The organism is Myxococcus sp. AM011 (assembly GCF_013372595.1).
Classification (GTDB): domain Bacteria; phylum Myxococcota; class Myxococcia; order Myxococcales; family Myxococcaceae; genus Myxococcus; species Myxococcus eversor.
In genome coordinates, this window is sequence record NZ_JABXEM010000059.1 from 19,853 (window position 1) to 44,196 (window position 24,344).

The 24,344-nt window shown below is 68.9% G+C and carries 20 protein-coding genes; 9 read left to right on the plus strand and 11 right to left on the minus strand.

Annotated elements, in window-relative coordinates:
* Window positions 1–33: 33 nt before the first annotated feature.
* The 3 genes from HUW62_RS14900 to HUW62_RS14910 form a co-directional block, all read right to left on the minus strand.
* On the minus strand, window positions 34–2,019 hold the full coding sequence (locus HUW62_RS14900; RefSeq protein WP_176434833.1) for an ATP-binding protein: 1,986 nt from the start codon (window positions 2,017–2,019) through the stop codon (window positions 34–36).
* Between the two features lie 254 nt (window positions 2,020–2,273).
* Complete coding sequence (locus HUW62_RS14905) at window positions 2,274–3,638, minus strand: hypothetical protein (protein ID WP_176434834.1); 1,365 nt, start codon at window positions 3,636–3,638, stop codon at window positions 2,274–2,276.
* Complete coding sequence (locus HUW62_RS14910) at window positions 3,614–5,059, minus strand: circularly permuted type 2 ATP-grasp protein (protein WP_176434835.1); 1,446 nt, start codon at window positions 5,057–5,059, stop codon at window positions 3,614–3,616. The genes HUW62_RS14905 and HUW62_RS14910 overlap by 25 nt, the downstream gene beginning before the upstream one ends.
* Before the next feature lie 96 nt (window positions 5,060–5,155).
* Between HUW62_RS14910 and HUW62_RS14915 the strand changes: the two genes are divergently transcribed.
* Genes HUW62_RS14915 through HUW62_RS14925 form a run of 3 tightly spaced genes read left to right on the plus strand, consistent with a single transcriptional unit; the run spans window position 5,156 to window position 9,236 of the window.
* Window positions 5,156–6,469, plus strand: a complete 1,314-nt coding sequence (locus tag HUW62_RS14915; protein WP_176434836.1) for an aminotransferase class I/II-fold pyridoxal phosphate-dependent enzyme — start codon at window positions 5,156–5,158, stop codon at window positions 6,467–6,469.
* 19 nt (window positions 6,470–6,488) lie between these two features.
* Complete coding sequence (locus tag HUW62_RS14920) at window positions 6,489–7,568, plus strand: amidinotransferase (protein ID WP_163867526.1); 1,080 nt, start codon at window positions 6,489–6,491, stop codon at window positions 7,566–7,568.
* 51 nt (window positions 7,569–7,619) lie between these two features.
* Window positions 7,620–9,236: an NADP-dependent glyceraldehyde-3-phosphate dehydrogenase gene (locus HUW62_RS14925; protein WP_176434837.1), complete on the plus strand. Its 1,617-nt coding sequence runs from the start codon at window positions 7,620–7,622 to the stop codon at window positions 9,234–9,236.
* A 62-nt stretch (window positions 9,237–9,298) separates the two neighbouring features.
* Here the strand turns inward: HUW62_RS14925 and HUW62_RS14930 are convergent, their stop codons facing one another.
* Complete coding sequence (locus tag HUW62_RS14930) at window positions 9,299–10,372, minus strand: type IV pilus twitching motility protein PilT (protein WP_338041945.1); 1,074 nt, start codon at window positions 10,370–10,372, stop codon at window positions 9,299–9,301.
* Window positions 10,373–10,551: 179 nt separating this feature from the next.
* Window positions 10,552–11,436 carry a hypothetical protein gene (locus HUW62_RS14935; protein ID WP_176434838.1) on the minus strand — a complete coding sequence of 295 codons (885 nt, stop codon included), beginning with the start codon at window positions 11,434–11,436 and terminating at the stop codon, window positions 10,552–10,554.
* 204 nt (window positions 11,437–11,640) lie between these two features.
* Here HUW62_RS14935 and HUW62_RS14940 point away from each other — a divergent pair, with 204 nt between their 5' ends.
* From HUW62_RS14940 to HUW62_RS14955, 4 genes are all read left to right on the plus strand, one after another.
* A complete protein-coding gene (locus HUW62_RS14940; RefSeq protein ID WP_176434839.1) occupies window positions 11,641–13,035 on the plus strand; it encodes a hypothetical protein in 1,395 nt (464 codons plus the stop codon).
* Window positions 13,036–13,170: 135 nt separating this feature from the next.
* Complete coding sequence (gene glsA, locus HUW62_RS14945; RefSeq protein ID WP_176434840.1) at window positions 13,171–14,157, plus strand: glutaminase A; 987 nt, start codon at window positions 13,171–13,173, stop codon at window positions 14,155–14,157.
* Window positions 14,158–14,293: 136 nt separating this feature from the next.
* Complete coding sequence (locus tag HUW62_RS14950; protein WP_255203442.1) at window positions 14,294–15,862, plus strand: leucyl aminopeptidase; 1,569 nt, start codon at window positions 14,294–14,296, stop codon at window positions 15,860–15,862.
* Between the two features lie 373 nt (window positions 15,863–16,235).
* A complete protein-coding gene (locus tag HUW62_RS14955; RefSeq protein ID WP_176434841.1) occupies window positions 16,236–16,661 on the plus strand; it encodes a hypothetical protein in 426 nt (141 codons plus the stop codon).
* A gap of 80 nt (window positions 16,662–16,741) precedes the next feature.
* On the opposite strand, the gene HUW62_RS14960 is transcribed toward HUW62_RS14955, so the two are convergent.
* A complete protein-coding gene (locus HUW62_RS14960) occupies window positions 16,742–17,425 on the minus strand; it encodes a lysoplasmalogenase (protein WP_176434842.1) in 684 nt (227 codons plus the stop codon).
* A gap of 44 nt (window positions 17,426–17,469) precedes the next feature.
* The gene (locus HUW62_RS14965) at window positions 17,470–18,318 is read right to left on the minus strand and encodes an alpha-glucosidase C-terminal domain-containing protein (RefSeq protein WP_176434843.1); all 849 of its coding nucleotides are present in this window, start codon (window positions 18,316–18,318) and stop codon (window positions 17,470–17,472) included.
* Between HUW62_RS14965 and HUW62_RS14970 the strand changes: the two genes are divergently transcribed.
* Window positions 18,296–19,036: an LLM class flavin-dependent oxidoreductase gene (locus tag HUW62_RS14970; RefSeq protein ID WP_176434844.1), complete on the plus strand. Its 741-nt coding sequence runs from the start codon at window positions 18,296–18,298 to the stop codon at window positions 19,034–19,036. The two genes, HUW62_RS14965 and HUW62_RS14970, sit on opposite strands and share 23 nt — an antisense overlap.
* A 93-nt stretch (window positions 19,037–19,129) precedes the next feature.
* Here HUW62_RS14970 and HUW62_RS14975 read toward each other — a convergent pair whose 3' ends face one another.
* Window positions 19,130–19,681, minus strand: a complete 552-nt coding sequence (locus HUW62_RS14975; protein WP_163867519.1) for an outer membrane beta-barrel protein — start codon at window positions 19,679–19,681, stop codon at window positions 19,130–19,132.
* A gap of 63 nt (window positions 19,682–19,744) precedes the next feature.
* Window positions 19,745–22,192, minus strand: coding sequence for a helicase-related protein (locus HUW62_RS14980; RefSeq protein ID WP_176434845.1), 2,448 nt, complete (start codon window positions 22,190–22,192; stop codon window positions 19,745–19,747).
* A 91-nt stretch (window positions 22,193–22,283) separates the two neighbouring features.
* Between HUW62_RS14980 and HUW62_RS14985 the strand changes: the two genes are divergently transcribed.
* Entirely contained in the window at window positions 22,284–22,811 is a 528-nt protein-coding gene (locus HUW62_RS14985; protein ID WP_176434846.1) for a DinB family protein, read from the plus strand.
* A gap of 111 nt (window positions 22,812–22,922) precedes the next feature.
* On the opposite strand, the gene HUW62_RS14990 is transcribed toward HUW62_RS14985, so the two are convergent.
* Together HUW62_RS14990 and HUW62_RS14995 are read right to left on the minus strand one after the other, a co-directional pair.
* Window positions 22,923–23,426: a DUF4334 domain-containing protein gene (locus HUW62_RS14990; RefSeq protein ID WP_176434847.1), complete on the minus strand. Its 504-nt coding sequence runs from the start codon at window positions 23,424–23,426 to the stop codon at window positions 22,923–22,925.
* Window positions 23,423–24,344 (minus strand): NAD(P)-dependent alcohol dehydrogenase (locus tag HUW62_RS14995; protein ID WP_176434848.1); only part of this gene is annotated, 922 nt, incomplete at its 5' end. The genes HUW62_RS14995 and HUW62_RS14990, both read right to left, overlap by 4 nt.

Sequence of the window (24,344 nt, forward strand, 5' to 3'; positions counted from 1 at the left end):
GCGCGCGGATGACTGCTTCAGGACCTCGCGCATTCAATGCGCTGGCCTGCGCGGCAGCCACACGTTGAAGCGGGTGCCCTCCTCGGATGAGGACACGTCGATGCTGCCGCCATGGCCCAGGACAATCAGCCGGGAGATGTAGAGCCCCAGGCCGATGCTGCCCCTGCCCCTGCGCGCCTCGGGGCCGCGACGGTAGGGCTCGAAGAGGGTGGACTGCAGCGACGCGGGAATGGGAGCGCCCTGGTTGTGGACCTCCAGGCACATGCCCCCCTCGTCCTCGCGGAGCACCACCCGCACACGGGAGCCCGGCTCGCTGTGCTGAAGCGCGTTGCCCACCAGGTTGGTCACCACCTGCGCCAGCCGGTCCTCGTCCGCCTCCAGATGACCGTCTCCCCGCAGGTCCAGTTGGACGTGCCGGTGGGGATACATGAGCAACACCTCGTCCACGACCTGCCTTGTCAGCGCATGCAGGTCCATGGGACGGGGCCGGATGGGGATGCTCTCGCTGACCCGCGCCTGGGTGAAGTCCAGCAGGTCGCGAATCATCCGCGTGGCCCGCTGGGTCGCATCGCGGATGCGGTCGATTCCCTTCACTCCGTCCTCGGACAGCCCGGCGCGTCGGAGCAGCGCGGCGGCCGTCAGGAGGATGGCATTGAGGGGATTGCGCAGGTCATGGCTCACGATGGCCACGACGTCCTCGCGCACCCGCACCGCCTCGCGCGCCTCCCGGTACAGCCGCGCGTTCTCGATGGCCACCGCCGCGCGGTCCGCCGCGCCGCGCGCCAGCTCCACCAGCGCCTCCATCTCCGCGGGCTCGTGAGGCTGGGTCCACACCAGGTTGATGAGGCCCAGCACGCGCCCGCGTGACACCAGCGGGACCAGGGCGGACGACCGGGGCTCCAGTTCCTTCAGCAGCGCGCGGTGTGCCGCGTTGCTCGCCACCGTGTCCAACCACTCCGGCGTCGCCTGCGGCACGGCGACGGACTCGGCCCTCGCCAGCGCCCGGGCCATGGGCGTGTCGCCATCCACGCGCGGGGCGAAGGGCATGATGCGTCGAATCAGCTCCCGGCGCGACGGGTCCTTCGCGGCCGCCTCCAGCCGGACGAGCTGCCCCTCCCCGTCCAGCAGATCGACCATGCAGTAGTCGGACAGGTGCGTCACCACCAGGCCCGCGAGGCTCCGGAGGGTGGCCTCCAGCTCCAGCGAGCCCGACAGCACCCTCCCCGCTTCCAGCAGGAAGTCCCGGGCCGCGTTCGTGCGGCGGATGTCGGTGATATCGGTGGAGATGCCGCAGACGATGGGGCCCTCCCCCTGCGCGCCGGGCAGGGGGAACTTCATGGCGAACCACGTGCGCAGGCCCTTCACCCCCGGAACCTGCTCGTCCGCCATCAAGGGCGCATGAGTCTCACGCACCCGCTCGTCGTTCTCGCGGTTGCGCTCCGCCACCGAAGCGGGAAGGAGCTCATAGTCCGTCCTCCCGAGGATGGCCGAGCGCGGCAACCCCATCGCCTCCTCGAAGCTCCGGTTGACGAGGACGAAGCGGCCCTGTGCGTCCTTCGCGAAGATGACGGGGGGCGCCTGGTCGATGATGGCCTGGAGCCACGACTCGTCCTCGCGCGTCCGGACCGTCACCGAGTGCCGGCTCACCGCGTCCACCGCGGCCTCCGCCAGCACCGCGCCCAGGATTCGCAGCTCGCGGAGGGACACGTCCGCCCCGACCTCATCGAGCAGCTCCAGCAGGCAATCGTGGAACAGGGCGTACTCCCGCGTGAGCAGGCCCGTGTCCGAGTCCTGGCGGGCACGCCAACGCTCCGCCTGCCTGGCGCGCAGGTCCTGGAGCACGCGGGGAGCGGGAGGAACCCGCGCCTCCTGGAGCGCTCGGCCCAAGGCGTCCAGGAGCACGGGGACCAGGTCCACCAGCCTGCTCTCGGCGAGGCCCTGCGGTCCGCGCTCCCGCTCCAGCCGGAGCGCATAGCGGGCCCTCAGCTCGCGCTCCAGACCGAGCAGCAAGTCTCCCATCCGACCCGCGGAAGCTTCCCCCTCCTGCACCAACGCGCGGCTCCTTCCTGACCGACTGGCGAGCGGCCTTGCGCCTCGATGGGCGCCCCATCAGGACACCCTCCCGCCTTCCCCCACACGAACCCCGTCGCCCACCTGGACCTTCCGACGCGAGCACAGGACAACTCTACGCATCGCCTCCCCAGGGGCTCATGCGGCCAGCCAACCAGGATGCCCTCCTCGAAGCGGCGTTCGGGAATCGACAGGCCCTGACCTCAGGCCTCGCGCCGGATGAAGTGCGCCACGAAGTGCATGCGGCGAATCATCTCCAGGCTGGGCGTGAAGGGCGTCACCCAGGTCTCCAGCCCCCGCAGCCTGCCGCCCATGAGGTAGGGGCAGCATGACAGGCCCGTGCGCCGCTCCACGGGCCCCGCGTCGGTGTACTCCAGCAGGTGGAACTCTCGCGGCCGGACGCGCTCCTGGAGGATCCACAGCTCCTCGGGAGCCGCGCCGCCGTCCCCGGACCTCCGCCCCCGGGACTCCAGCAGCGACGACCACTCGTCCTGGGAGAGGTTGCAGCCGAAGAAGACATCCTTCGCCTGGTGCGAGTCCGTCTTCTTCAGGATGAAGTCGCCCCGGTTGCGCAGCACCCGCTCCCGCGCGTCTCCATCCAGCAGCGTCAGCACCCGCGTCCACGGCACCAGCGTGTCCACCGCGCCATGCTCCTCCGCCGTCAGCGTCGCGGGCCGGGCGGCGGAGTCGCTCAGCCACGCCATGAACAGCTTGGACTCCAAGAGCGACAGCATCAGCGGCACGGTGCAGCCGCGCACCACCGGCACCAGGTGCGCCAGCAGCACGGCGAACCGCTCCCTGTCCCGGTTCACCGAATAGATGGAGCAGGCCCGATGCAGCCACGACGGCACATCCGTGCGCAGCGGCGCCAACGGGTCCCCCGCGTAGTGGACCCGGTGCTCGACGCCGTGAGGGTTGTCGTTGAGCGTGGCGATGAGCGGCGCCAGCTCCCCGCGAACCGTGTCGTCGTTCTTCATGGGCCAATGGACCTGACACGGCGAACCCTCCGCCAGCTCCGTGAAGTAGTCCCGCATCCCCGCCAGGGGACGCCCCGTCGCCAGGAAGTCCGGGGACGGCGTGAACAGCTCCGCCGCCATCCTCCAGATATCGTCGGGCCGCTCCTGCCCCCCAATCGCGGTGTCGAAGTTCGTCTCCACCACCTTGGGACCGTCCGCCCCCAGCACGATGTCCGGACGACCGAAGAGCAGCCGGGCGGCCTCGTCCGACAAGAGCAGCGACGGCTCCAGCGCGACGTCCTCGCCCAACACCGGCCAGTCCAGGGACTTCGCGCCCCCACCGCGCTGCAAGCGCACGTACTCCTCCCACGGCCCGCCCTGGGAGGTCCCCACCAGCAACGCATGGAGCACCTTGCAGTGCGCGCGGAAGAGCGCCACCAGCCGCGCCTCGAAGCGCGCCACCGACGAGGCCGAGGACCACACCGGCGCCACCAGCGTGTCCGGCGTCTCGCGCGCCCAGGCCGTCCTCCCCAGCCGGGCGCGGTACGCGTCCAGCAACGCGCGCGCGTCGACGCCCGGCGCCACCGTCAACGGCTGGAGGACGGGGTCCATGGGACATCCTCGATGAGCAAGGGGGGCTGCATGAAGCCGCGCCGGCCCACGTTCGTCGTCTCCTCCACCGAGGTGCGGACGATGAGACCGGAGGGCTCGCCCCGGAAGAGGAAGCACGCCAGGGACGTGAAGACGCGCGTGGGAGTGGCACCCTCCAGGCGCCGGGTGACGCTCGGCTCGGCGAGCGCCAGCTCCTGGACGACATAGTCATCCCCCGCGGGTTCCAGGCGCGCGTCGGCCACCAGCCGCGCCCAGGCGTCCGCCTCCGCGCCCTGGCCGATGACGACGCTGCGGCCCCGCGTGTCCAGCGAGCGCTTGAGCACGTACCGCTCGCGCTTCGCGATGACCTCCACCAGCTCCGCCGCGCTCAGGTGCCGCACCAGCCGCGTGCGCGGAACAATCTCCTCCAGCAGCGCCAGCTCCTCCTTCCCCAGGTGCTTGCGCAGGAGCGGGTTCCACAGGAAGGCCAGCGTGCTCTTCTGCTCCGTCAGGTACATGCTCGGGAAGGAGTTGACCGCGAGCATCGCCCCCGCCTGATAGGCGTCCAGGTACGCCTGGACCTCCGCGGTGGTGCGGCTGAAGGCACACTCGTACGCCTCCGGCCCCCGGGAGTCGTCGTACTTGTTGTACACCAGCGACACCGGCACGCCCTCCAGCGTCAGCCGGCCGCCCTCGAAGCGCAGGTCCTCCACGTGGCCGCGCACCGCGGTGCAGCCCTCCATGCGGAACTGCTCCGCGATGGAGTCCAGCTCCGTGGTCATCGTCAGGTAGCGGCTGTTGAGCACCGCCACGTTGCGGTGGCTTCGCAAGTAACCGGACTGCTCCGCCGAGGCCAGCATGGCCCGGGCGAACGCCCCTGGCTTCTCCAGCGGCGCCTGGAGGGGCCGCAGCCCCAGCTCCCGAAGCCGCGCCAGCGTCTGGCTTCTCGCCAGCGTTTGTCCGAAGTGGAAGGCGTATGTCGCCGCCGCGGGCGCATGGGTGTTGAGCTCGTAGATGCGCGGCGTGCCGTCTGGCGCCAGCGTGAAGTCATAGCGGCAGTACTGGATGCGAGGCCGATATGCCGCTCCCATCCGGATGAGCCGCTCGTGCCGGGACTCGAACCGGAAGAACTCCCGCACCGCCGGGTCCTCCAGGTACAAATCGATGACGCGCTCCAGCACGCCAAAGAGCTGCTGGAACCGCTGCGTCATCCGCTCGAAGGCCGCCTGCGTCAGCACATACGGCAATCCCAGGAAGGGAATGGGCTTCTGCTCCTGACGGATGCCCCGCGCATCCAGATACGCGGTGTGTCGAGCCTGGTCTTCCCGCAGCATCGCCTCGGGAATCAGCGCATCCACCTCTTCCGCCAGCACGTTGTAGCTGCCTTTGCGCCGCAACGCGTCCAGCAGCGGCTGCATGCCGTTGTCAGCCGATTCACTCACATTCACCCCCGCTCGGAGCCGGTAGCGCAAAGCCTCTCTATCCACTACTGTTTTGTCAATTCCTACAGAACAAACACATCCGGCGGAAATATACACATGGGAACCATCCAGATTCTCCAGGGCGAAGGCGCTGCCTTTCGGAAGGGAGCGGAGGACGTCGCCATGTTCGAGCCGCGTCACCGGACGCGGGGCCCTTTCGGCGGCAAGCACCTGGACCTGAGAGATGGGCGCGCGGTGGACCTGTCGGGTCTGGATTACCTGGCACTGGGCTCGGACCCCCGGGTGAAGCAGTTGATGGTGGAAAGCCTGACGCAGCACGACTGCGGCATCCCTGGCAGCGAGGCCATCATCCAGATGGAGCAGACGCACGCGCTGGAGGAGGCGCTGTCGCGCTACCACCTGGGTGGGGGCGCGGCGTTGACGTTCAGCGCCGGCTACGGCACCAACTTCTCCGTCATGGAGGCGCTGGGACTGAGGACGCGCAGCCACTTCATCCGGCTGCACGAGGACGTCGCGCCCATGCGCGCCACCGCGGATGTGCCCACGCTCTTCTTCATGGACGGAGACCTGCACTTCTCCGCGCGGCATGGCATCCGCTTCGCGCGCAAGCTCCAGCCGGAGGCCTGCGCGGCGTACACGTACCGCACCGGCGACGCGGAGCATCTGGAGTTGCTGCTGCGCCAGTCACTGGAGTCGCACGGGGACCGGGCGGTGCGCATCATCCTCACGGACACGGTGGAGTCCGCCACGGGCCGCGAGTTCGACATGGCCACGCTGTGCCGGCTGGCGGAGTCCTACGACTGCATGCTCTACGCGGACGAGGCGCACGCGGTGGGCGCGCTGGGTCCCCAGGGACGCGGCATCACCGCCAAGGTGAAGGACTTCGAGCGCTACCGGGAGCGGCTGATGCTGATGGGCACGCTCACCAAGGTCTTCTGCCAGCCGGGCGGCTACGTGGTGATGCGCGACACGGGGCTGGCCCGCCTCCTGAAGTTCTGCAGTCCGCAGCACGTCTTCTCCGCGCCCATCGCCCCGTGGGTGGCGGCCGCGACGGTGAAGGTGCTGGACCTGGTGGCCGGAGAGCACGGCGAGCGCCGCCGCGAACAGGTGCGCCGCGTGTCAAGGCGGGTGCGCGAGCGGCTGGAGCAGGCGGACTTCGAGCTGGTGAGCCACACCGACACGCCCATCCTCGCCATTCCCCTGCGCAACGCGCGGGTGGGCACCCAGGTGCTGGAGTTCATGCGGCGCGAGGGCTTCATCATCTCCGTCTTCCAGGCCCCGCTGATGCCCGTGGGGCGCGAGGTGCTGCGGCTGGCCATGCGCGCGGACCTGGATGACGAGGACGTGGAGCACCTCCTCCAGGCCTTGATACACTGCCGTGAGACACTGCGCTTCACCGCCCCCGCCTGATTCTCCTCGAGCCCGCGCCATGAACACTCCCGACACCTCCGTCTGCCCCGTCAGCTCGTTCAACGAGTGGGACCCCCTGGAAGAAGTGATTGTCGGCATCGTGGACGGCGCCACCGTCCCGCCCTCCCACATCGCCCTGAAGGCGACGCTGCCCGAGGACCAGCACGACTTCTTCCGCAAGCACGCCGGCCAGCCCTTCCCCGCCGAGCGCATCGCCGCCGCGAAGCGGGAGCTGGACGGGCTGGTGCAGCTCCTGGAGGCCGAGGGCGTGAAGGTGCGCCGGCCGGTGGCGGTGGACCAGCTCAAGCCCTTCGGCGCGCCGGGCTGGACGAGCACCGGCCTGTACGCGGCCATGCCCCGGGACGTGTTGCTGGTGGTGGGCGATGACCTCATCGAGTGCCCCATGGCGTGGCGCTCGCGCTACCACGAGACGACCTCGTACCGGCCGCTGCTCAAGGAGTACTTCCGGGGCGGCGCCCGCTGGAGCGCGGGGCCCAAGCCGGAGCTGCGCGACGAGCTGTATGACTATGACTGGACGGAGGCCCACGACGGCGGCCCGTTCCGCTCGGTCATCACCGAGTTCGAGCCCACCTTCGACGCCGCGGACTTCATGCGGTGTGGCCGAGACATCTTCGCCCAGCGCAGCAACGTCACCAACGACTTCGGCATCGAGTGGCTGCGCCGCCACCTGGGCCCGGAGTACCGCATCCACGTCTTCGAGTTCGATGACCCGCATCCCATGCACATCGACGCCACGCTGGTGCCGCTCGCCCCCGGCAAGCTGCTCATCAACCCGGAGCGCGTGACGAAGGTGCCGGAGCTGTTCAAGGGCTGGGACGTCTTCCGCGCGCCCACGCCCAGCATCCCCGCCGAGCACACGCTCTACATGACGAGCAAGTGGCTCAACATGAACATCCTCATGCTCGACGAGGAGCGCGTCGTGGTGGAGCGCCAGGACGAGCCGATGATCGCCGCCTTCAAGAAGTGGGGCTTCAAACCACTGCTCTGCGACTTCCGGAACTTCAACTCCTTCGGCGGCTCGTTCCACTGCGCCACGCTGGACGTCCGGCGTCGGGGGGGCCTCCAGTCCTACTTCTAGGGACACCGGAAGGCGTGCCAGTCCGCGAGGGGTCCGTTAAAAAGGGCCCCCATGACGGCACTCGCTGACCTCTTCCCGACCGACGAGCAGATTCCCTCCGGCGTGCGTCTCCCCGCCTATCTGGAGCAGCGCGAATACCTCGTCGGCGGTGAGCTGAGGACCTGGGCGGGAGACCTCAGTCCCGTGCGCAGCCCCGTCTTCGTGAAGACGGCCGAGGGCCTGAAGCAGAAGGTGATGGGCGCCACGCCGCTGTTGACCTCCCGCGAGTCGCTGGACGCGCTCGCGGCGGCCGTGAAGGCGTACGACTTGGGCCGGGGCGTCTGGCCCACCATGAAGGTCGCCGAGCGAATCGAGGCTGTCGAACGCTTCGTGGTGGCGATGCGCGCGCAGCGCACGGCGGTGGTGAACCTCCTGATGTGGGAGATTGGCAAGACGCAGCCGGACTCCGAGAAGGAGTTCGACCGCACCATCGACCTCATCGTGGAGACCATCCGCTCGCTGAAGGAGCTGGACCGGACCTCGTCCCGCTTCGTGCAGGAGCAGGGCATCATGGCGCAGATTCGCCGGGCCCCCATGGGCGTGGCGCTGTGCATGGGGCCCTACAACTACCCGCTCAACGAGACGTTCAGCACGCTCTTCCCCGCGCTGCTGATGGGCAACACGGTGGTCTTCAAGCCGGCGAAGTTCGGCGTGCTGCTCATCCGGCCCCTCTTGGAGTCGTTCCGCGACTGCTTCCCGCCCGGCGTCATCAACATCATCTACGGCAAGGGCCGCGAGACGGTGGGCGCGCTGATGGAGAGCGGCCAGGTGGACCTCTTCGCCTTCATCGGCACCAACAAGGGCGCCAGCGAGCTGAAGAAGATGCACCCCCGGCCCCACCGCCTGAAGTCCGTGCTGGGCCTGGACGCGAAGAACCCGGCCATCATCCTCCCGGACGCGAACCTGGATGAGGCGGTGAAGGAGTGCATCACCGGCACGCTGTCCTTCAACGGCCAGCGGTGCACGGCGCTCAAGCTGCTGGTGGTGCACCGGAGCATCGTCGACGCCTTCCTGAAGAAGTTCACCGCCGCGGTGGACCAGCTCAAGCCCGGCATGCCGTGGGAGCCGGGCGTCTCCGTCACGCCCCTGCCGGAGCCGGGCAAGGCGGACTACCTCCAGGGCCTCGTGAATGACGCGGTGTCCAAGGGCGCGCGCGTGGTGAACGCGACGGGGGGCCAGTCGGCGCACTCGTTCTACGCGCCCACGGTGGTGTACCCGGTGACGCAGGACATGCGGCTGGCGAGCGAGGAGCAGTTCGGCCCCGTCGTCCCGGTGATGGTGTTCGACGAGGACGAGGAGGTGGTGCGGCTGGTGGTGAACTCCCAGTTCGGCCAGCAGCTCAGCCTCTTCGGCCAGGACTCGGCGCGCATCGGCCGCTTCATCGACGCGTTCTCCAACCAGGTCGGCCGCATCAACCTCAACTGCCAGTGCCAGCGCGGCCCCGACACCTTCCCCTTCAACGGGCGGAAGGACTCCGCCGAGGGCACGCTGTCCGTCGCGGATGCGCTGCGCGTGTTCTCCATCCGCACGCTCGTCGCCACGAAGACGACGCCCGCCAACACCACGCTCGTCCAATCCATCCTGACCCGACGGGAGTCGGACTTCCTCACCACCGACTTCCTCTTCTGACGAGACGCGCCTCGATGAGACACACCGGCGCGTGCGGCCCCCCGCATGCGCCGTGGACACGCTCAGTCGAACTCGAGCGCCCGCTGGAAGTCGGCGGGATTGGAGGCGGCGCTCTGGGCGGTCTCCAGGGTGATGAGCCCCTCGCGGTAGAGCTGCGTCAGGTGCTGGTCGAAGGACTGCATGCCGAACATGTCGCGGCCCTTCTCGATGACGTCCTTCAGCTCGCTGGCGCGGTCATCCCGGATGTACTGCTCCACCGTCTTGGTCTGCACCATGATTTCCAGCGCCACCGTGCGGCCCTTGCCGCTGGCCCGGGGTAGCAGCCGCTGGGACACCGTGGCCTTCAGACAGTCCGCCAGGCGCATGCGCACCATCGTCTGTTCCTCTGCGGGGAACACCGACACCAGGCGGTTGATGGTGCGCGAGGCATCCGTCGTGTGCACCGTGGAGAGCACCAGGTGGCCCGTCTCCGCCGCCTTGAGGGCGATGTCGATGGTCTCCGTGTCGCGCATCTCGCCCACCAGGATGACGTCCGGGTCCTGGCGCAGCGCCCCTCGGAGCGCCACCGCGAAGTTGTTCGTGTCCGAGCCAATCTCTCGCTGGGAGATGGATGACTTGATGTTCTTGTAGATGAACTCGATGGGGTCCTCGATGGTGAGGATGTGCAGGTTCTCCGAGCGGTTGATGTGGTCAATCATCGACGCCAGCGTGGAGCTCTTCCCGGAGCCGGTGGCGCCCGTCACCAGCACCAGCCCGCGCTCGTTGCTCGCAATCGTCTTGAGCACCTTCGGCAGACCCAGTCCGTCGATGGTAGGGATTTCATCCGGGATGATGCGCAGGATGCACGCCAGCGAGCCCCGCTGACGGTAGATGTTGACGCGGAAGCGCGCGACGCCCGGCAGGCTGTAGGACGCATCGCACTCCTGAATCGTGTCCAGCTGCTTCTTGATGGAGGGGTCCGAGACGACGTGGAACGCCACCTGCTTGGTGTGGTCCGCGAGGAGCTTGTCCATCTTCAAGGGCCGCAACGCGCCGTTCACCCGGTAGATGGGCGGGTCACCCGGGCGGAAGTGGATGTCCGATGCGCCATTCTGCACGCCGACCGTGAGCAGCTTGTTGAGTGTTGCCAGATCCAGGAGCGGGCCTACCTTCAGCGAGGAGAGCCCCGGATTCTAGGCCAACGCCTCTCACCTGCCCACGGAGTGGGTAATGACCCTCGCGCCGCCCCCGGGTGGTGAGAACCCCGCCCAGGGACACGGCGCCTCACAAGCATCTCGACAAGCTGCACGGCAGAAATCCTGGCACGCGGTACGCGTCACTCGACGGCGAGGACGGCGGGCGGAATGGGCGCCAGGGGAGTCAGGACGAAGTGCTGCACGGAGTTCGTCGTCATCACGCCCTTGGAGACCGTGGACATCTGCCCCGCGAGGCGCCGCCAGCGTCCTTCTTCGACGAGGAACTCGCCGCGCGCCACGTAGGAGAACTCCATCATCCCGGGTATCGACTTGTCCGGCTCGGGGTGCGCGAACTTGCCGTCGTGGCGCTCCGCGAGGGTGAAGTCGATGACGGCCACCGTGCGGCCCGCGGCCTCGTGCTCCAGCGCCACCAGCTCCACGCGGTTGAGGACCTCGTGCTCGCCCTGCCAACTGGCGCCCATCTTCAACAGGTCCGCGCTGTGGGTCCACACGTCCCCGACTGAAACGGGCTTCGACGGCAGCTCCACCATGAAGGCCACCAGGTTGCGCTGCTCTCGCTTGAGGTCGCTCGTCACCAGCCCCGAAGGCGTCAGGCTCGCGCGAAGCTGCACCGTGCCCTCCATGGCCTTCATCGCCTTCGCCATCGCCTGCTCCTGCTTGGATGCGCCCTTCACCTTGGGCATGTCCATCCGCGTCACCACCACCTTGGCGGCCACATCGCCCGAGGGCTTCGGCGTGAGCACCAACACCATGGCGGACTGCGTCGGCTGGCGGAGCTCGAAAATCTGGCGGCGCTTGCTCGCGGGGACGCCCTTCAGCTTGAGGCTGGAGAGGTCCACGCGCATCGTGCTTCCCTTCGGGTCCGCGTTCGCCGTCGTGTACTCGTAGCCCATCGACTCCGGCGGAACCTTCCACCGGAGCGTCACCGGCGCGGGCGCGGCGCCCATCAGGAACGTGGACAGCAAGAGCAGCAGCGCGGTGGAGAGTACATGGCGGCGGGACATGCCCGCATCATCAAGGGCCCACCCGGCCGCGCGAAAGCCCCGCTGCGTAGTGAACACAAGCGCCTGCGTCCGCGCCACAAGCATGGAAAGGCGGACCCGGCGCGATGTCATTCTCTTTTCAGGTGGTTGCCACCACTCGCGACCAGGGGCCCTGGCCTTGCACGGGAGGCAGCCCCGTCGTCCCCTCCAACCCCTGGGTCGTCCATGAGCGTCTCTCACACTCTCCTGCGTCGTTTGACGGTGGGCGGTGTCCTCGCCGGAGCCGTCATCGTCGCCTGTGCCACCACGTCTCCCGCTCCGGTGGGCTCGACGGACAGCCCGGAGGCCCAGGCGCTTCCGCAAGGTTGCAACCCGAGCTCTCCCTGCGCGGGCTCGACGTGCGCCACCTCCATCACCCCCGCGCTGTCCGTGGTGCCAGTAGATGCCTGCCCCCGCGAAGGCGAGTTCCAGTCCGACGTGGACGTCTACTCCTGGAACACGTTCATCGCGCTCAACTGGCCGGCGACCACGACGACGTGCGCGCCGAATACACAGGTCAGCATCCTCAGTGGCCAGGGGCCCACCGTCTGGGAGACCTACCCGGAGGACTCCGACATCTTCGTGAAGCCAGGCACCAAGCCCGGCGCCTGGTGCACGTTCAGCACGCCCTCGGCCATGGAGGCGAAGCTGCGGCGGCTGACGCAGTTGACCGAACCCAATCGCCTCGCGGCCCTCGACGCGAACGTGGACAAGTTCCTGGTGAGTGACTCCAAGGCCTCGGCCGCCATCACCGAGCGATTTCCAGACATCGAGCAGGCCATCGGCGGGCCGCTGACGGACCAGAATGGCCGGTTCGTGCGCTACGAGAAGCGCCTCAACGAGGACGAGTACAACTACCTCATCACCAACAACCTCTGGAACGCGGCGGGGCAGACGAAGGCCACCATCTCCTTCCCCACCGGCCCCACCCAGAACCCGGGGCCCTGCAATGGTCAGCCGTGCGGTCCGGTGGGCGCCATGGAGGTCAAGGCGGCGTGGAAGGTGTTGTCCGCGCAGGAGGTCTCCGGCAAGCGCTTCTACACGCGCAAGGCGTGGGTCTTCAACAACGACTCCGGCGCCCCGAGCCCCGGGACCAACCCCGTCACCGTGGGCCTGGTGGGCATGCACATCATCCACAAGACAGACACCCAGTCGACGTGGTTCTGGTCCACCTTCGAGCAGGTGGACAACACGACGTCCTCCTTCTTCAACGCGCACTGCCCGAACTGCCAGCCCAACAAGCAGACGGCGAGCCAGCCCTACACGGAGCTGGCCCCGGACGGCGGGCCGCTCAATGCGCCGGTGCAGGTGACTCGCGCCACGCCCATCCAGGCCGACCCGACCCTGAACGCGTACTACCGGGGACTGCTCAAGGGCTCCGTCTGGGCGAACTACCAGCTCATCAGCACCCAGTGGGCCACGGGTGGCGCGCCCAAGGGGACGCCGCCGGTGCTCGCCAACACCACGATGGAGACCTTCATCCAGTCGAGCGCGTCCTGCATCGGCTGCCACTCCGGCGCCCCCAAGGCGAGCGGCAGCGGGACGGCGGACTTCAGCTTCCTGATGCTGGAGGCGCAGTAGCAGGGCCCGTGGCATTGACACCACCGCATCGCGACCGAACCCTCCCATCGAGGGCCCTGGTCGCGATACGGGCCGCTCGAGCGACGAGGCGAGCAACGCCTCGCCTCCCCACTCCGGACCGGAGGGCCGCCACGCATGGGCACGGCAGACGAGGCGGCCTTCATCTCCACCGGACACCTCCCCTCCCCCGAGCAGGTCCGGGAGCTGGTCGCCGAAGCGCACCGACGCTTTCGCGACAACACGGAAGGCCAGTGCTCGGAGGTCTACCCCGCGCTGGCGAGGGTGGAACCCCAGCTCTTCGGCGTGTGCGTGGCGGGCATCAACGGAAGCAGCCACGGCGCGGGAGACGTGGACCACCCCTTCACGCTCATGAGCGTCTCCAAGCCCTTCGTCTTCGCGCTCGTCTGTCAGGCGTTGGGCCCGGAGACGGCGCGGCGCAAGCTGGGCGTCAACGCCACCGGCCTGCCGTTCAATTCGGCCATGGCCATCGACCAGAGCCCGGATGGACGCACCAACCCCATGGTGAACTCGGGAGCACTCGCGACGACGAGCCTTGTCCCGGGCGAAAGTCCTGACGCCCGGTGGCGATTCATCCAGGAGGGGTTGTCGAGCTTCGCTGGCAGGCGGCTGGTGCTCGACGAGGAGGTGTATGACTCCGCGACCAAGACGCACCACCGCAACCAGGGGCTCGCCTGGCTGTTGCACGGCCTTGGCCGGCTGGAGACACCGCCGCCCCTGACGACGGAGCTCTACACCCGTCAGTGCTCGCTGGCGGTGACGGCCAGGGACCTGGCGGTGATGGGAGCCACCCTGGCGGACGGCGGCGTCAATCCCGTGACACGGCTTCGGGTGGTGGACGAGGAGGTCTGCCACCACGCGCTCGCGGTGATGGCCACGGCGGGGATGTATGAGACGTCGGGAGACTGGCTCTACGACGTGGGCATGCCCGGCAAAAGCGGCATCGCTGGCGGCATCGTCGCCGTCGCGCCAGGCAAGGGCGGTTTGGGCACCTTCGCTCCTCGGCTCGACTCCGCGGGCAACAGCATCAAGGGTCAGCGCGTCGCGCGGTTCTTGTCGCGGCGACTCGGATTGAGCCTGTTCAGCTCCAGCCCCGACACCTGAGGCAGGACGCTCCCTGGCGGCCAGTCGCTGAAGGGCTCGGCCTGGGCATGCGGTGTTGGGGTCCGAACGTCCGTGACTACATTTTCGCGAGTTCGACAGTCGGCGCCCTGCTGGCACAGCGCCCGAGGACACAGCCATGACGATGACGTTTCCCACGTTCCATGCGGAAGCCGTGTCTGACTTCCATCCCGCTCCCTCCGTGGAGGAGCTCGAGGCGACGAAGCTTCAGGTCTCACGGACTCCGCCCAAGGAGGCGGGAGTCCTGGGCATCCCCGTTGGAGTCGAGGGTGAAGTCCCTCGTGAGCTGGGGCTCAGCCGGGCCCAGCTCAAGGCGGCTGGCTTCGAGGGCAAGGTCGGCCAGTCCCTCGTCATTCCGCGCTCGGAGGGTCCCGCGTTCGTCGTCGTCGGCATCGGGGAGAAGGCGGACAGCGACCTGGCGTCCCTCCGGAACGCCGCCGCGGCCTTCGCACGGGCGGCGGGCCACTACGTCCACCTCGGCTTCACCCTGCCGGAGCTCGGCGGCATCGCGCCGGACGTCGCCGCGCAGGCGGTCGTCGAGGGCATCCTCCTGGCGCGCTACCGCTATCGCCCGCTCAAGCGCACGTCCCAGCAGGAGCCCGCGCTCGAGGGCCTCACCCTCCTGTCGTCGTCGCTGCCCATCGAAGAGGTGAAGCGCGGCGTGGAGCGCGGTCGAATCACGGCGCGGGCGGCTGAGCTGGCTCGGGATCTGGCCAACGCGCCGGCCACGCTCCTCACCGCCCGCCGCGTCGAGGAGATTGCTCGTGTGGTGGCGGCGTCGTCGGGGCTGGACATCGAGGTCTTCGACGAGAAGGCCCTCGCCAAGATGGGCTGCGGCGGCATGCTCGGCGTGAATGCCGGGAGCGCGGAGCCTCCACGCCTCATCAAGCTCTCCTACCGGCCCAAGGACGCGCGCGGGAAGGCCCTGGAGCCCGTCGGCCGCGTCTCGCTGATTGGCAAGGGCATCATGTATGACTCGGGAGGCCTTGGGCTGAAGCCGAATGATCTGGTCCACGCCGCGATGAAGACAGACATGTCCGGCGCGGGAGCCATCCTGGCCGCCATGTCGACCCTGTCCTCGCTCGGCGCCAGGTCCGCCGTCACCGGGTACCTCATGTGCACGGACAACATGCCGGGCGGCAAGGCGATGCGGCTGGGCGACGTCCTCACGGCCCGGGGAGGGAAGACGATTGAAGTCCTGAACACCGACGCCGAGGGCCGGCTGGTGATGATGGATGGCCTTGTCCTCGCGACGGAGGAGCAGCCGCCCCCCGACGCCATCCTCGACATCGCCACGCTCACCGGCGCCTGCGAGCGCGCGCTGGGCAACGACAACGCCGGAGTCATGGGCAACCACCAGGGCATCGTCGACCAGGTGCGCGCGGCGGCCGAGAAGTCCGACGAGACGGTGTGGCAGTTCCCGCTCGACAAGCGCCTGCGCTCGGAGCTCGATTCGGAGGTCGCCGACCTCAAGAACATCGGTGGGGTGAACGCGGGTCAAATCACCGCGGGCCTGTTCCTGGAGGAGTTCGTCAACGGCATCCCCTGGGCGCACATCGACATGGCGGGGACGTCGCGAGTCGAGAGCGACAAGGGCTGGCGCTCCAAGGGGGCGACGGGCTACGGCACGCGGCTGCTCATCGATTTCCTGCTCGCGTTCAGCGCGCCCAAGGAAACCCGCCACTGACCTTGCCAGCGGGCGCCTCCGGATGAGGCGCCCGCTCCCGGTGACTTGCCTGAGTCCTTGCCGAGGGCAACGTCACCCACCGCAAGTCGCTCCAGGGGCTGTCGGGCCTGGAGGACGGCGTCCTCCGCACGCTGACGACGTGGAGCTACGAGCCCGCCATTCTTGACGGCAAACCGGGGCCCGTGCTCAATCAGTTCAACATCGGGTTCACCAAGGAGCCCGGGGTGGCCGCGCCGCGGAGCAGCAGCTCGCCAGCGAGGACGGCTCCAGCCAGAGCGCCTGCATCCTCTGCGCGAGCATCTCGAGGCGCGGTGGGCGGGGACGACCTCCCCGCCGCCCCGACATGAGAGGCTGGAACCCGACGAGGGGTGACATGACGGACTCGGAGAGGCGGTACGACTCGACGCGGTACTACATCGTCGGCAGCCGCACCGTGAAGTGGGTGCCGCTCGAGAACGGGGGCCTCGAGGTCCTCAAGCTGGACTGGGTCACGGGCCTGTTCATCCCCGGGCTGGACTACATGCACAAGTGTATGTTCGCAGACGACTCCGAGTATGTGAGCGAGGACGAGTTCATCCAGCAGACCGAGGCCGTGCGCCGGGAGATCTTCACCGGCGACAACAAGGTCTTCGCGCTCTACGGGCTCCTGGACACCATCGAAGCGACGGCCAAGGCCGAGGGCCGGCCCTTGACGGAGCAGGAGCTGGCCATCGTCATCCTCACCCAGCGCAAGACTCACGCGATGTTCGAGAGCATCTGTCGCCTGGGCGAGAACTACACCCGGAAGAAGCCGTACTGAGCCTTCGCCCGGGGCCCGGGCCGAGTTCGAAAGAGCAGCGGCGCAGTCAACCTGTCCATCGAACCGGAGCACGCCCACTTTCACGAAGCCAGGGGGTGCGCCGCGCTCACGGACTCGGTGCGCGGCCCCCGCGCGGAGAGGGCGATGCTGAGCTGCGCGGCCCAGTACAACAGCATGATGGCGTAGCTGGCGCCCGGCAGGGGGCGCACGAAGAGCTTGATGGCGAGCAGCCCGTCACTCGCGGCGAACAACAGCGCACCGGCGAACGCGGCCCGCTGCTCGAAGTGGGACAGGCCAGAGGCTCCCAGCAACGCCGTCGCACGCCAGGACATCGTGCAGATGACGACGACGTAGGCCGTCACCGGAAGCGCCATGGCGCCCAGGCTCGGCCACAGGAGCACGCTGGCGCTCATGGCCAGCAGCAGGAAGGGAAGCGCCCTCACCGCCTGGAGCCCGCGCGTCACGGTGAGGTACGCGGCGATGTAGCTCACATGGGCCAGCAGGAAGGCGCCCAGCCCGGGAAGGAACATCCCTGGCCCTCCCTCCAGCAGCACGTCGCCCGAGAGCGACAACCCCAACCCGGCGAACACCCACCAGGCATACCGCTCCCGAGGCGGCCACTGCCACAGCAGCAGGCAAAGCATGGGCAGCGCCTTGGTGACGAGCCGGAGCTCGGGGCGCCCCGTGTCCAGCACGAGGAGGAAGCCCACCGCGCCCGCGACTCCGACTCCCGCGAGAATCCTCGTCCCAACACCCGTCAGCATGGGCGGCACCTTAGCGCGGCGCCGTCCCAGGCCGGTATGCGCGCTCACCCCGTGGCGAGGGGCTCCATGCGGAACCACCGATAGCCATACCCCTCCAGCGTCACCCGGTGCCGTCCCGCCTTGCCCGGCGTGGAGTGCGCCTCCGACAGCAGATGCACCAGCCTCGCCGGAGGTCCGCCGGGAGAGAAGCCCACCTCACAGGCCTTGCCAGACAGGTTGTGCAGCACCACCAGCGTCTCGTCCTTCCAGTCGTAGCGCAGCGCGAGGACGTTCGGTGGCTTCACGCGCAAGAGCTTCCACTCGCCCCAGCCCAGCTCCGGGCACTCCTTGCGCATGCGCACCATGCGCTCCATCCAGTTGAGCAGTGAAGTGGGGTCCCCGCGCTGGTGCTCGACATTCACCTGGGGAAAACCGAAGGGCGCCTTGGACACCACCGGCCGGAAGGGCTCGGGCGCCCGGGTGAAACCTCCGTGGGGCTCGTCTGACCACTGCATGGGCGTGCGCACGCTCTGCCGCTCATGCAGGGGCAGGTCCTCCCCCATGCCCAGCTCGTCCCCGTACCAGAGCACCGGCGTGCCGGGCAGCGAGAGCATCAGGCTGAAGGACAACTCCAGCCGGCGTCGGTCCCCCGCGAGCATGGGAGCCAGCCGCCTGCGCAGCCCCCGGCCATAGAGCTGCATCTTCGGCTCCGGGCCCAGCTCCGCGAACACGCGCTTTCGCGCCGCCGCGGGCAGCCGTCCCAGGTCCAGCTCGTCGTGGTTGCGCAGGAAGTTCGCCCACTGCGCCAGGTGGGGCAGCCAAGGCGAGGAACGCAGTGCCTCCGACAGCGGCGTCGCGTCCTCCGTCACCAGCGAGAGGAAGAAGTTCTGGTTGGCGGCGAAGTTGAAGACCATCTGCAGCGCCTGGGCGGCGCTGCGCAGCGGACAGTTGGTCAACGAAGGCGTGACAGGAGAGCCCTGGCCGGCCAAGGACCTGCGCAACGCGCGGCTGCGGGAGTGCGTGGAGGTGATGCGCGCCCTCTTCCGGGGGGAGACGGTGACGCACCGGGGGCTCGTCCGCGTGGAGGAAGCGAAGCTCTACTCACGGCCGGCCCGACCTCCCCTGCTGGTGGGCGCGGCCATCACTCCGCACACGGCGGAGTGGGTGGGGAGCTGGGCGGATGGTCTCATCACCGTGAGCAAGCCTCCGGACGAGCTGCGGAAGAGGGTGGAGGCCTTTCGCCGCGGCAGCGGTGAAGGCAAGCCGATGTTCCTCAAGGTGCAGCTCTCCTGGGCCGAGGGCGAGCGGGCCGCGCTCCAGGGCGCGATGGAGCAGTGGGCGCCGAACATCTTCGCCAGCTCCGTGCTCACGGACCTGCGCCGCCCCTCCCATTTCGAGGAGCTGGCGCGCACGGTCCAACCCAAGGACCTGGAGGGCCATGTGCGCGTGTCCTCGAGCCTCCAGCGACACGTGGACTGGCTGGCCCGGGACGTCGAGCTGGGGTTCAGCCACCTGTACCTGCACAACGTCAATCGCTGGCAGGAGCCGTTCATCGACGCCTTCGCCGCGAAGATCCTCCCAGCACTTCGTCGAACCTCCGCCACCGCCGAGGCCGGGCCTCCTTCGCGCTGACACCCCTGTCTGAGATTCGCGACAGGAGTGTCAGGCACCCCACGATTTTCACCGCTCCCGAGGCCCTCGGGAGCCGTGGGCTTCAGCGAGGCGCTACCAGCGCATGCGCCAGCCGACGCCCAGCGTGACGTACTGCTGCTGCTCGTCCGTTTCGCGAGTGTAGTTGTAGAGGTTCCGGTGGACCCGCACGTCGGCGGACAGCGGCAGCCACTCCACGGGGCGCACTTCCAGCTCGGCGCCCACGGAGTAGCCCAGGTTGACGACGGAGCCATGGTTGTAGCTCACGCCGAACAGGGCCGCGGGCCGGAAGCCGCCAAGGTCGATGCCCAGTCGCGCCAGCCCACCGACCTGGAACAGGGGCTTGTTCACCAGGTTGTAGGAGTGCTGCCCGCCGTCGAACGTCACATCCATCTCGGAGCCCGCCTTCGCGTAGATGGCGGCCTCCGGCCCCACGGAGAAGTAGCGGCCCAGGTGCTTGAGCAGGTGCAGCCGCGCGCCCACGCCGCGATGCGACTCCCCCTCCACGTCCTTGCCACTGAACGCCGCGCCCACGCTCACACCCAGCTCCATGTCCGGGGGACGCGGTGCCTCCTGCGCCCATGCACTCCCGGCCACCAGCAGCCCCCCTGCGAATAACGCCTTCATTTCGAATCCTTCCACGAGACCCGGCCCAACCGTGGAAGGCCCTGTACAAGTTCCAGGCCACCCTCACTCCGGCTTGGGTCCGCCCTGGGCTCCTCGCGCTCCGGGGCCACTGCCTCGGGGCGAGGGATGCGAACCCGCATGCGCGGGCTGTCCGTGGGAGGGGGGCTTGTTGCCTCGCCGTCGCCGACGACGTCGCTTCTGCGCGGCGCCTGGGCCCGCTGCGCCCCCCAGCTCCCGGAGGACCGCGGCACGCGCGCCTGCGTCCAGCCGCAGCTCCTGGAAGAGCGCCTGCGCCCGGGGCCCGCCCTGCGGATGACGCAGTGCTTCGCAGAGCCGCTCGACGACATCGATTCGCAGCGCCACGGAGCCCAGTACCTCGTACCCGAAGGCTCGCGCCTCCCGTGGTCCGAATGCGGCGGCCTCCAGCGTGACGTCTCGCGGCACGCCCTTGGGCAGGGGCTTCTGGAGGAACAGCGCCGTCAGCATGCTGCGTCGCTCCATCGCTGGTGGGGCGAGCGCGTCGACCACGTAGAAGTAGCGGCGGCCCTCGCGGACGCCCAGCGACCTCAGGCGCTCTTTCGACTCCTCATCCATCAGGCCCCACTGCTCCCAGGCCTCCGCCCGGGTAATCACCCCCACCCCCTCCGCCAGGCGGTAGGAGAGGCCCCGCGTCACGGGAGAGCGCCCGGCGCCGGTGAGCGACTCGGCGGGAAAGCCTCCCATCGCCTCGGTGACCAGATCTCGCGCCAACGCCTGCAGCCGTCGTTCGAGCCGCCGTCGCGCGCCGCCCGTCCAGACCTCCGGCTCCGCCAGCGCGAGCTGCGGCGAGCGACGGTCCGTGCCACGCACCAGTCGCGCCAGGGGCTGCCCCTCGAAGGAGATGCCGCCCAGCGCATCCACCTCGAACGTCTCGTGCGTGGCGTCGACGACGCGCTGGACGAACTGCTCCTCCGTCATCGCCCCACCGTCCGCGCCCGACACCTCGCCCAACAGCAGCCCCAGCTTGGCGAAGGGACTGTCGGAGCCGCTCGCCCCGGGCGTCGTCGTGGCCCGCACGAAGCGACGGGCGCTCCTGCGCGCGGCCCGCTGCACGAAGCGCTCGACGAGGCGCTCATGCAGCGCGTCCCCCAGCGCGTCCTCGATGTGGCGCGTGCGCTCCTGCCACTGCTCGGCGTCATGCAGCCAGGACGAGCGCTGACTGATGTACGTCCAGATGCGGATGGCGGCCAGCCGGTCCATCAACGTGTGGAGGTCTCCCGACACGTCGTCGAGCGGCGACACCTGCTTGCCGAGCCACGTCGGGTCCAACGTCCCGTCTCCGGCGGAGAGCTGGAGGAACGTCTCCCGCAGCAGGCCGACGTGCTGCCCGAACAGGCCCTTGCGGAAGTCGGGAATCTGGCAGACCTGCCACAGCAGTTCGACGGCCGCCCGGTCCGTCACCAAATCTCGGACGGCGGGAATCTGGGAGAGGTCCTTGAGCGCGTCGAAGTCATCCGCGCGCTCCACCCGGATGAAGGCATTGTGGCGGGGCGCCCGGCACAGCGAGTCGAGCAGGGCCTCGGGGCTTTCGAAGTCCAGCTCGGCGTTGCGCCAGATGAGGCTGCGCACCGCGGGGAACTGATGGGACTCGATGGCGGTGACCACCCGGGGAGACAGCTCCGGCAGCGTGTTCAGCGTGCCGAAGCTGCCGTCGTTCAGGTGACGACCCGCGCGGCCGGCGATTTGGGCCAGCTCATCCGAGAAGAGGTCTCGCTGCTCGGCGCCGTCGTACTTGGACAGCGCGGCGAAGGCCACGTGGTTGAGGTCCAGGTTCAACCCCATGCCAATGGCATCCGTGGCCACCAGGTATTGCACTTCGCCAGATTGATACATCGCCACCTGGGCATTGCGGGTCCGGGGCGAGAGCGCGCCCAGCACCACGGCCACGCCGCCGCGCAGCCGGCGGAGCGATTCGGCCAGCTCATACACGCGGTCCGCGGAGAAGGCGACGACGGCCGAGCGCGGCGGCAGGCTCTTCAGGGAGCGGCGCCCGGCATAGCGGAGCTGCGACAGGCGGGTGGCGCGCTTCACCGACGCGTGGGGGATGAGCGACTGGAGCATCGGCCGCATCGTGTCCGCGCCGAGGAACCAGGTCTCCTTGCGTCCGCGCGCATGAAGCAGCCGGTCGGTGAAGACATGTCCCCGCTCACGGTGGGCGGCGAGCTGGATTTCATCCACGGCGAGGAAGTCGACCTTGCGGTCCAGCGGCATCGCCTCGACGGTGCAAATCCAGTAGTCGGGGCGCGGAGGCAGCCGCTTCTCCTCGCCTGTCATCAAGGCCACCCGCCCCTCGCCTACCCGGGCGGTCACCCGGTCGTAGACCTCACGGGCGAGCAGGCGCAGCGGCAACCCCATCATCCCCGAGTCGTGTTCGAGCATCCGCTCGATGGCCCGGTGGGTCTTCCCCGTGTTCGTGGGCCCCAGCTCCGCCACGACGATGGCGGCCGAGCGGCTGGGCGGGCTGGAGTTCATTGGGGGCAGTCTAACCTCAGGCGGAGCCCTGCGCCGCAGGCCGCGCAAGCGCCATGGACGTCACCCGAGGAAGCCTCCTGGCTTGCGGCCCATGACCCATCCCGTCAGGGACACACTCCTCGGGCAGCTCGATATCGCGTGGGCGCTCGCCCAGTACCATCTCGAGGGATTGACCACGGAGGAATGCCTGCGCCGCCCGGGCCGGGTGGGCCTCCACGTTCAGCAAGGCGCGGACGGACGGTGGCGCGCGGAGTGGCCCGAGCACGAGGGCTATGACCTGGGGCCCGCGAGCGTGGCGTGGCTGACGTGGCACCTGGGCTTCTGGTGGTCCATGGTGCTCAACCACTCGTTCGGTGATGCGACGCTGACGCGGGAGGCCGTGTACTGGCCCGGCACCGCCGACGAGGTCCGCGCCTGGATTGCGCGGCTGCACGGCGAATGGCGGGGACACATTGAACGGCTCGGCGACGAGGACCTGCGCTCCACGGAGCGAACCCTCTGGCCGCTTCAGGGCAAACCCTTCGGCGACATCGTCGGCTGGGCCTCGCTCGAATTGATGAAGAACGTGGCGGAGCTGGGCTACGCGCGCTTCGTCCTCGCGGCCTCGAAGGTGCCCTAGCGACTGACCTTGTCTCTGGCTGCCATTGAGCCAGCCAACCTGATGACAGACGCTCTCGCGTCCCGGCCCTCCGCTCGGCGGGGGCCGGGGCGAGCGAAAATCCGGGGCGCCCTATTTGTCGTCCCGCCGCAGCACGAAGAAGTACGGCGCGGCCATCCCCCGGGCGTCCATCAGTCCCAGCACCGTGTTCGCGTCCACCTTCCTGAACACGTCATGGGTGGGCCAGTCGTCGTAGATCATCGTCGCGCTGACCTGGCCCCGGTACACCGTCAGGCGCAGGCGCGCCTTGAACTTCCCGGTCTCCACGTCCGCCCGATGCGGCCCCACGAGGCCGCGAATCGCCGGCGACGGCCACTTCCTCGGGTCGACTGGAAACACCGACGCACCGTCCTCCGTGTAGAACAGCAGCGGGTGCACGCTCTCGTCGTCGATGAACCGCTTGCCGTACCAGCCCGTCGCGCCGAGCATCCCATCCATCGGGTGCCCCGTGAGGAGCTCACTGCCCTTCCAGGTGCCACGCATGAACTCCAGCTCCACCGTGGGCAGGCTGTCGAACAACGCGAGCGCCGCTTGCGCTTCCAGTCGCCCCGCGCTCACCGCTTCATCGAAGGTCATCGCGTGCTTCCTCCGTGCATGCGCAGCACGGGCTTGATGACCGTGCGCGCTTCCATGTCGTGAACCGCGTCGTTGATGGCCTCGAAGTCGTAGGAGCGGCTCAGCTTCTCCAGCGGGAACCGCCCCTCCGCGTGCAATGCCACCATCCGGGGGATGAAGGTCTTCGGGTCCGCGTCCCCTTCGATGATGCCCACCAGCCGCTTGCCGTAGAGCAGCCGGGTCATCGAGAGCGTCACTTCCGACGCCTCGGGGCTGGGAAGGCCCAGGAGGCCGCACGTGCCCAAGGGGCGCGTCACCTCGAACGCCTGGCGCAGCACCTGAGGAATGCCGACACACTCCAGCGCGAAGTCCACCCCGCCCCGGGTGCGCTTGAGCATCGTCTTCGTCAGCTCGGGCTCCGCCGCCAGGTACGTGTCGGTGGCGCCCAGCTCGCGCGCCAGCTCCAGCCGGCCCGCGTCCAGGTCCACCGCGAGGATGCTCGCCGCGCCTGCGACCCGCGCCGCCATGACCGCCGCGAGCCCCACCGCGCCCACGCCGAAGACGGCGAGCTGCTGTCCTGCTTGGAGCTTGAACGCCTCCAGCACCGCCCCAGCGCCCGTCTGGAATCCACAGCCCAGCGGCGCGAGCAGCTCGAGCGGCGCCTTCCGGTCCACCTTCACCGCGTTGTGTTGGTGCGCCAGCACGTGGGTGGCGAATGAGGACTGGTGGAAGAACCCCGAGCGGATGGGCGCACCGCGCCACCGCATGGGGAAGGAGCCATCCGGCCGCGCGCCGGAGAAGTTCCCCGCATACCCGCGCTCACAGTAGGCGGGATGCCCCCGCTCACACGTGCCACAGACTCGGCAGGAGTAGTAGCTGAGCACCACCGCGTCCCCAGGCTCGAAGCCCGTCACGCCCTCCCCCATCGCCTCCACCACC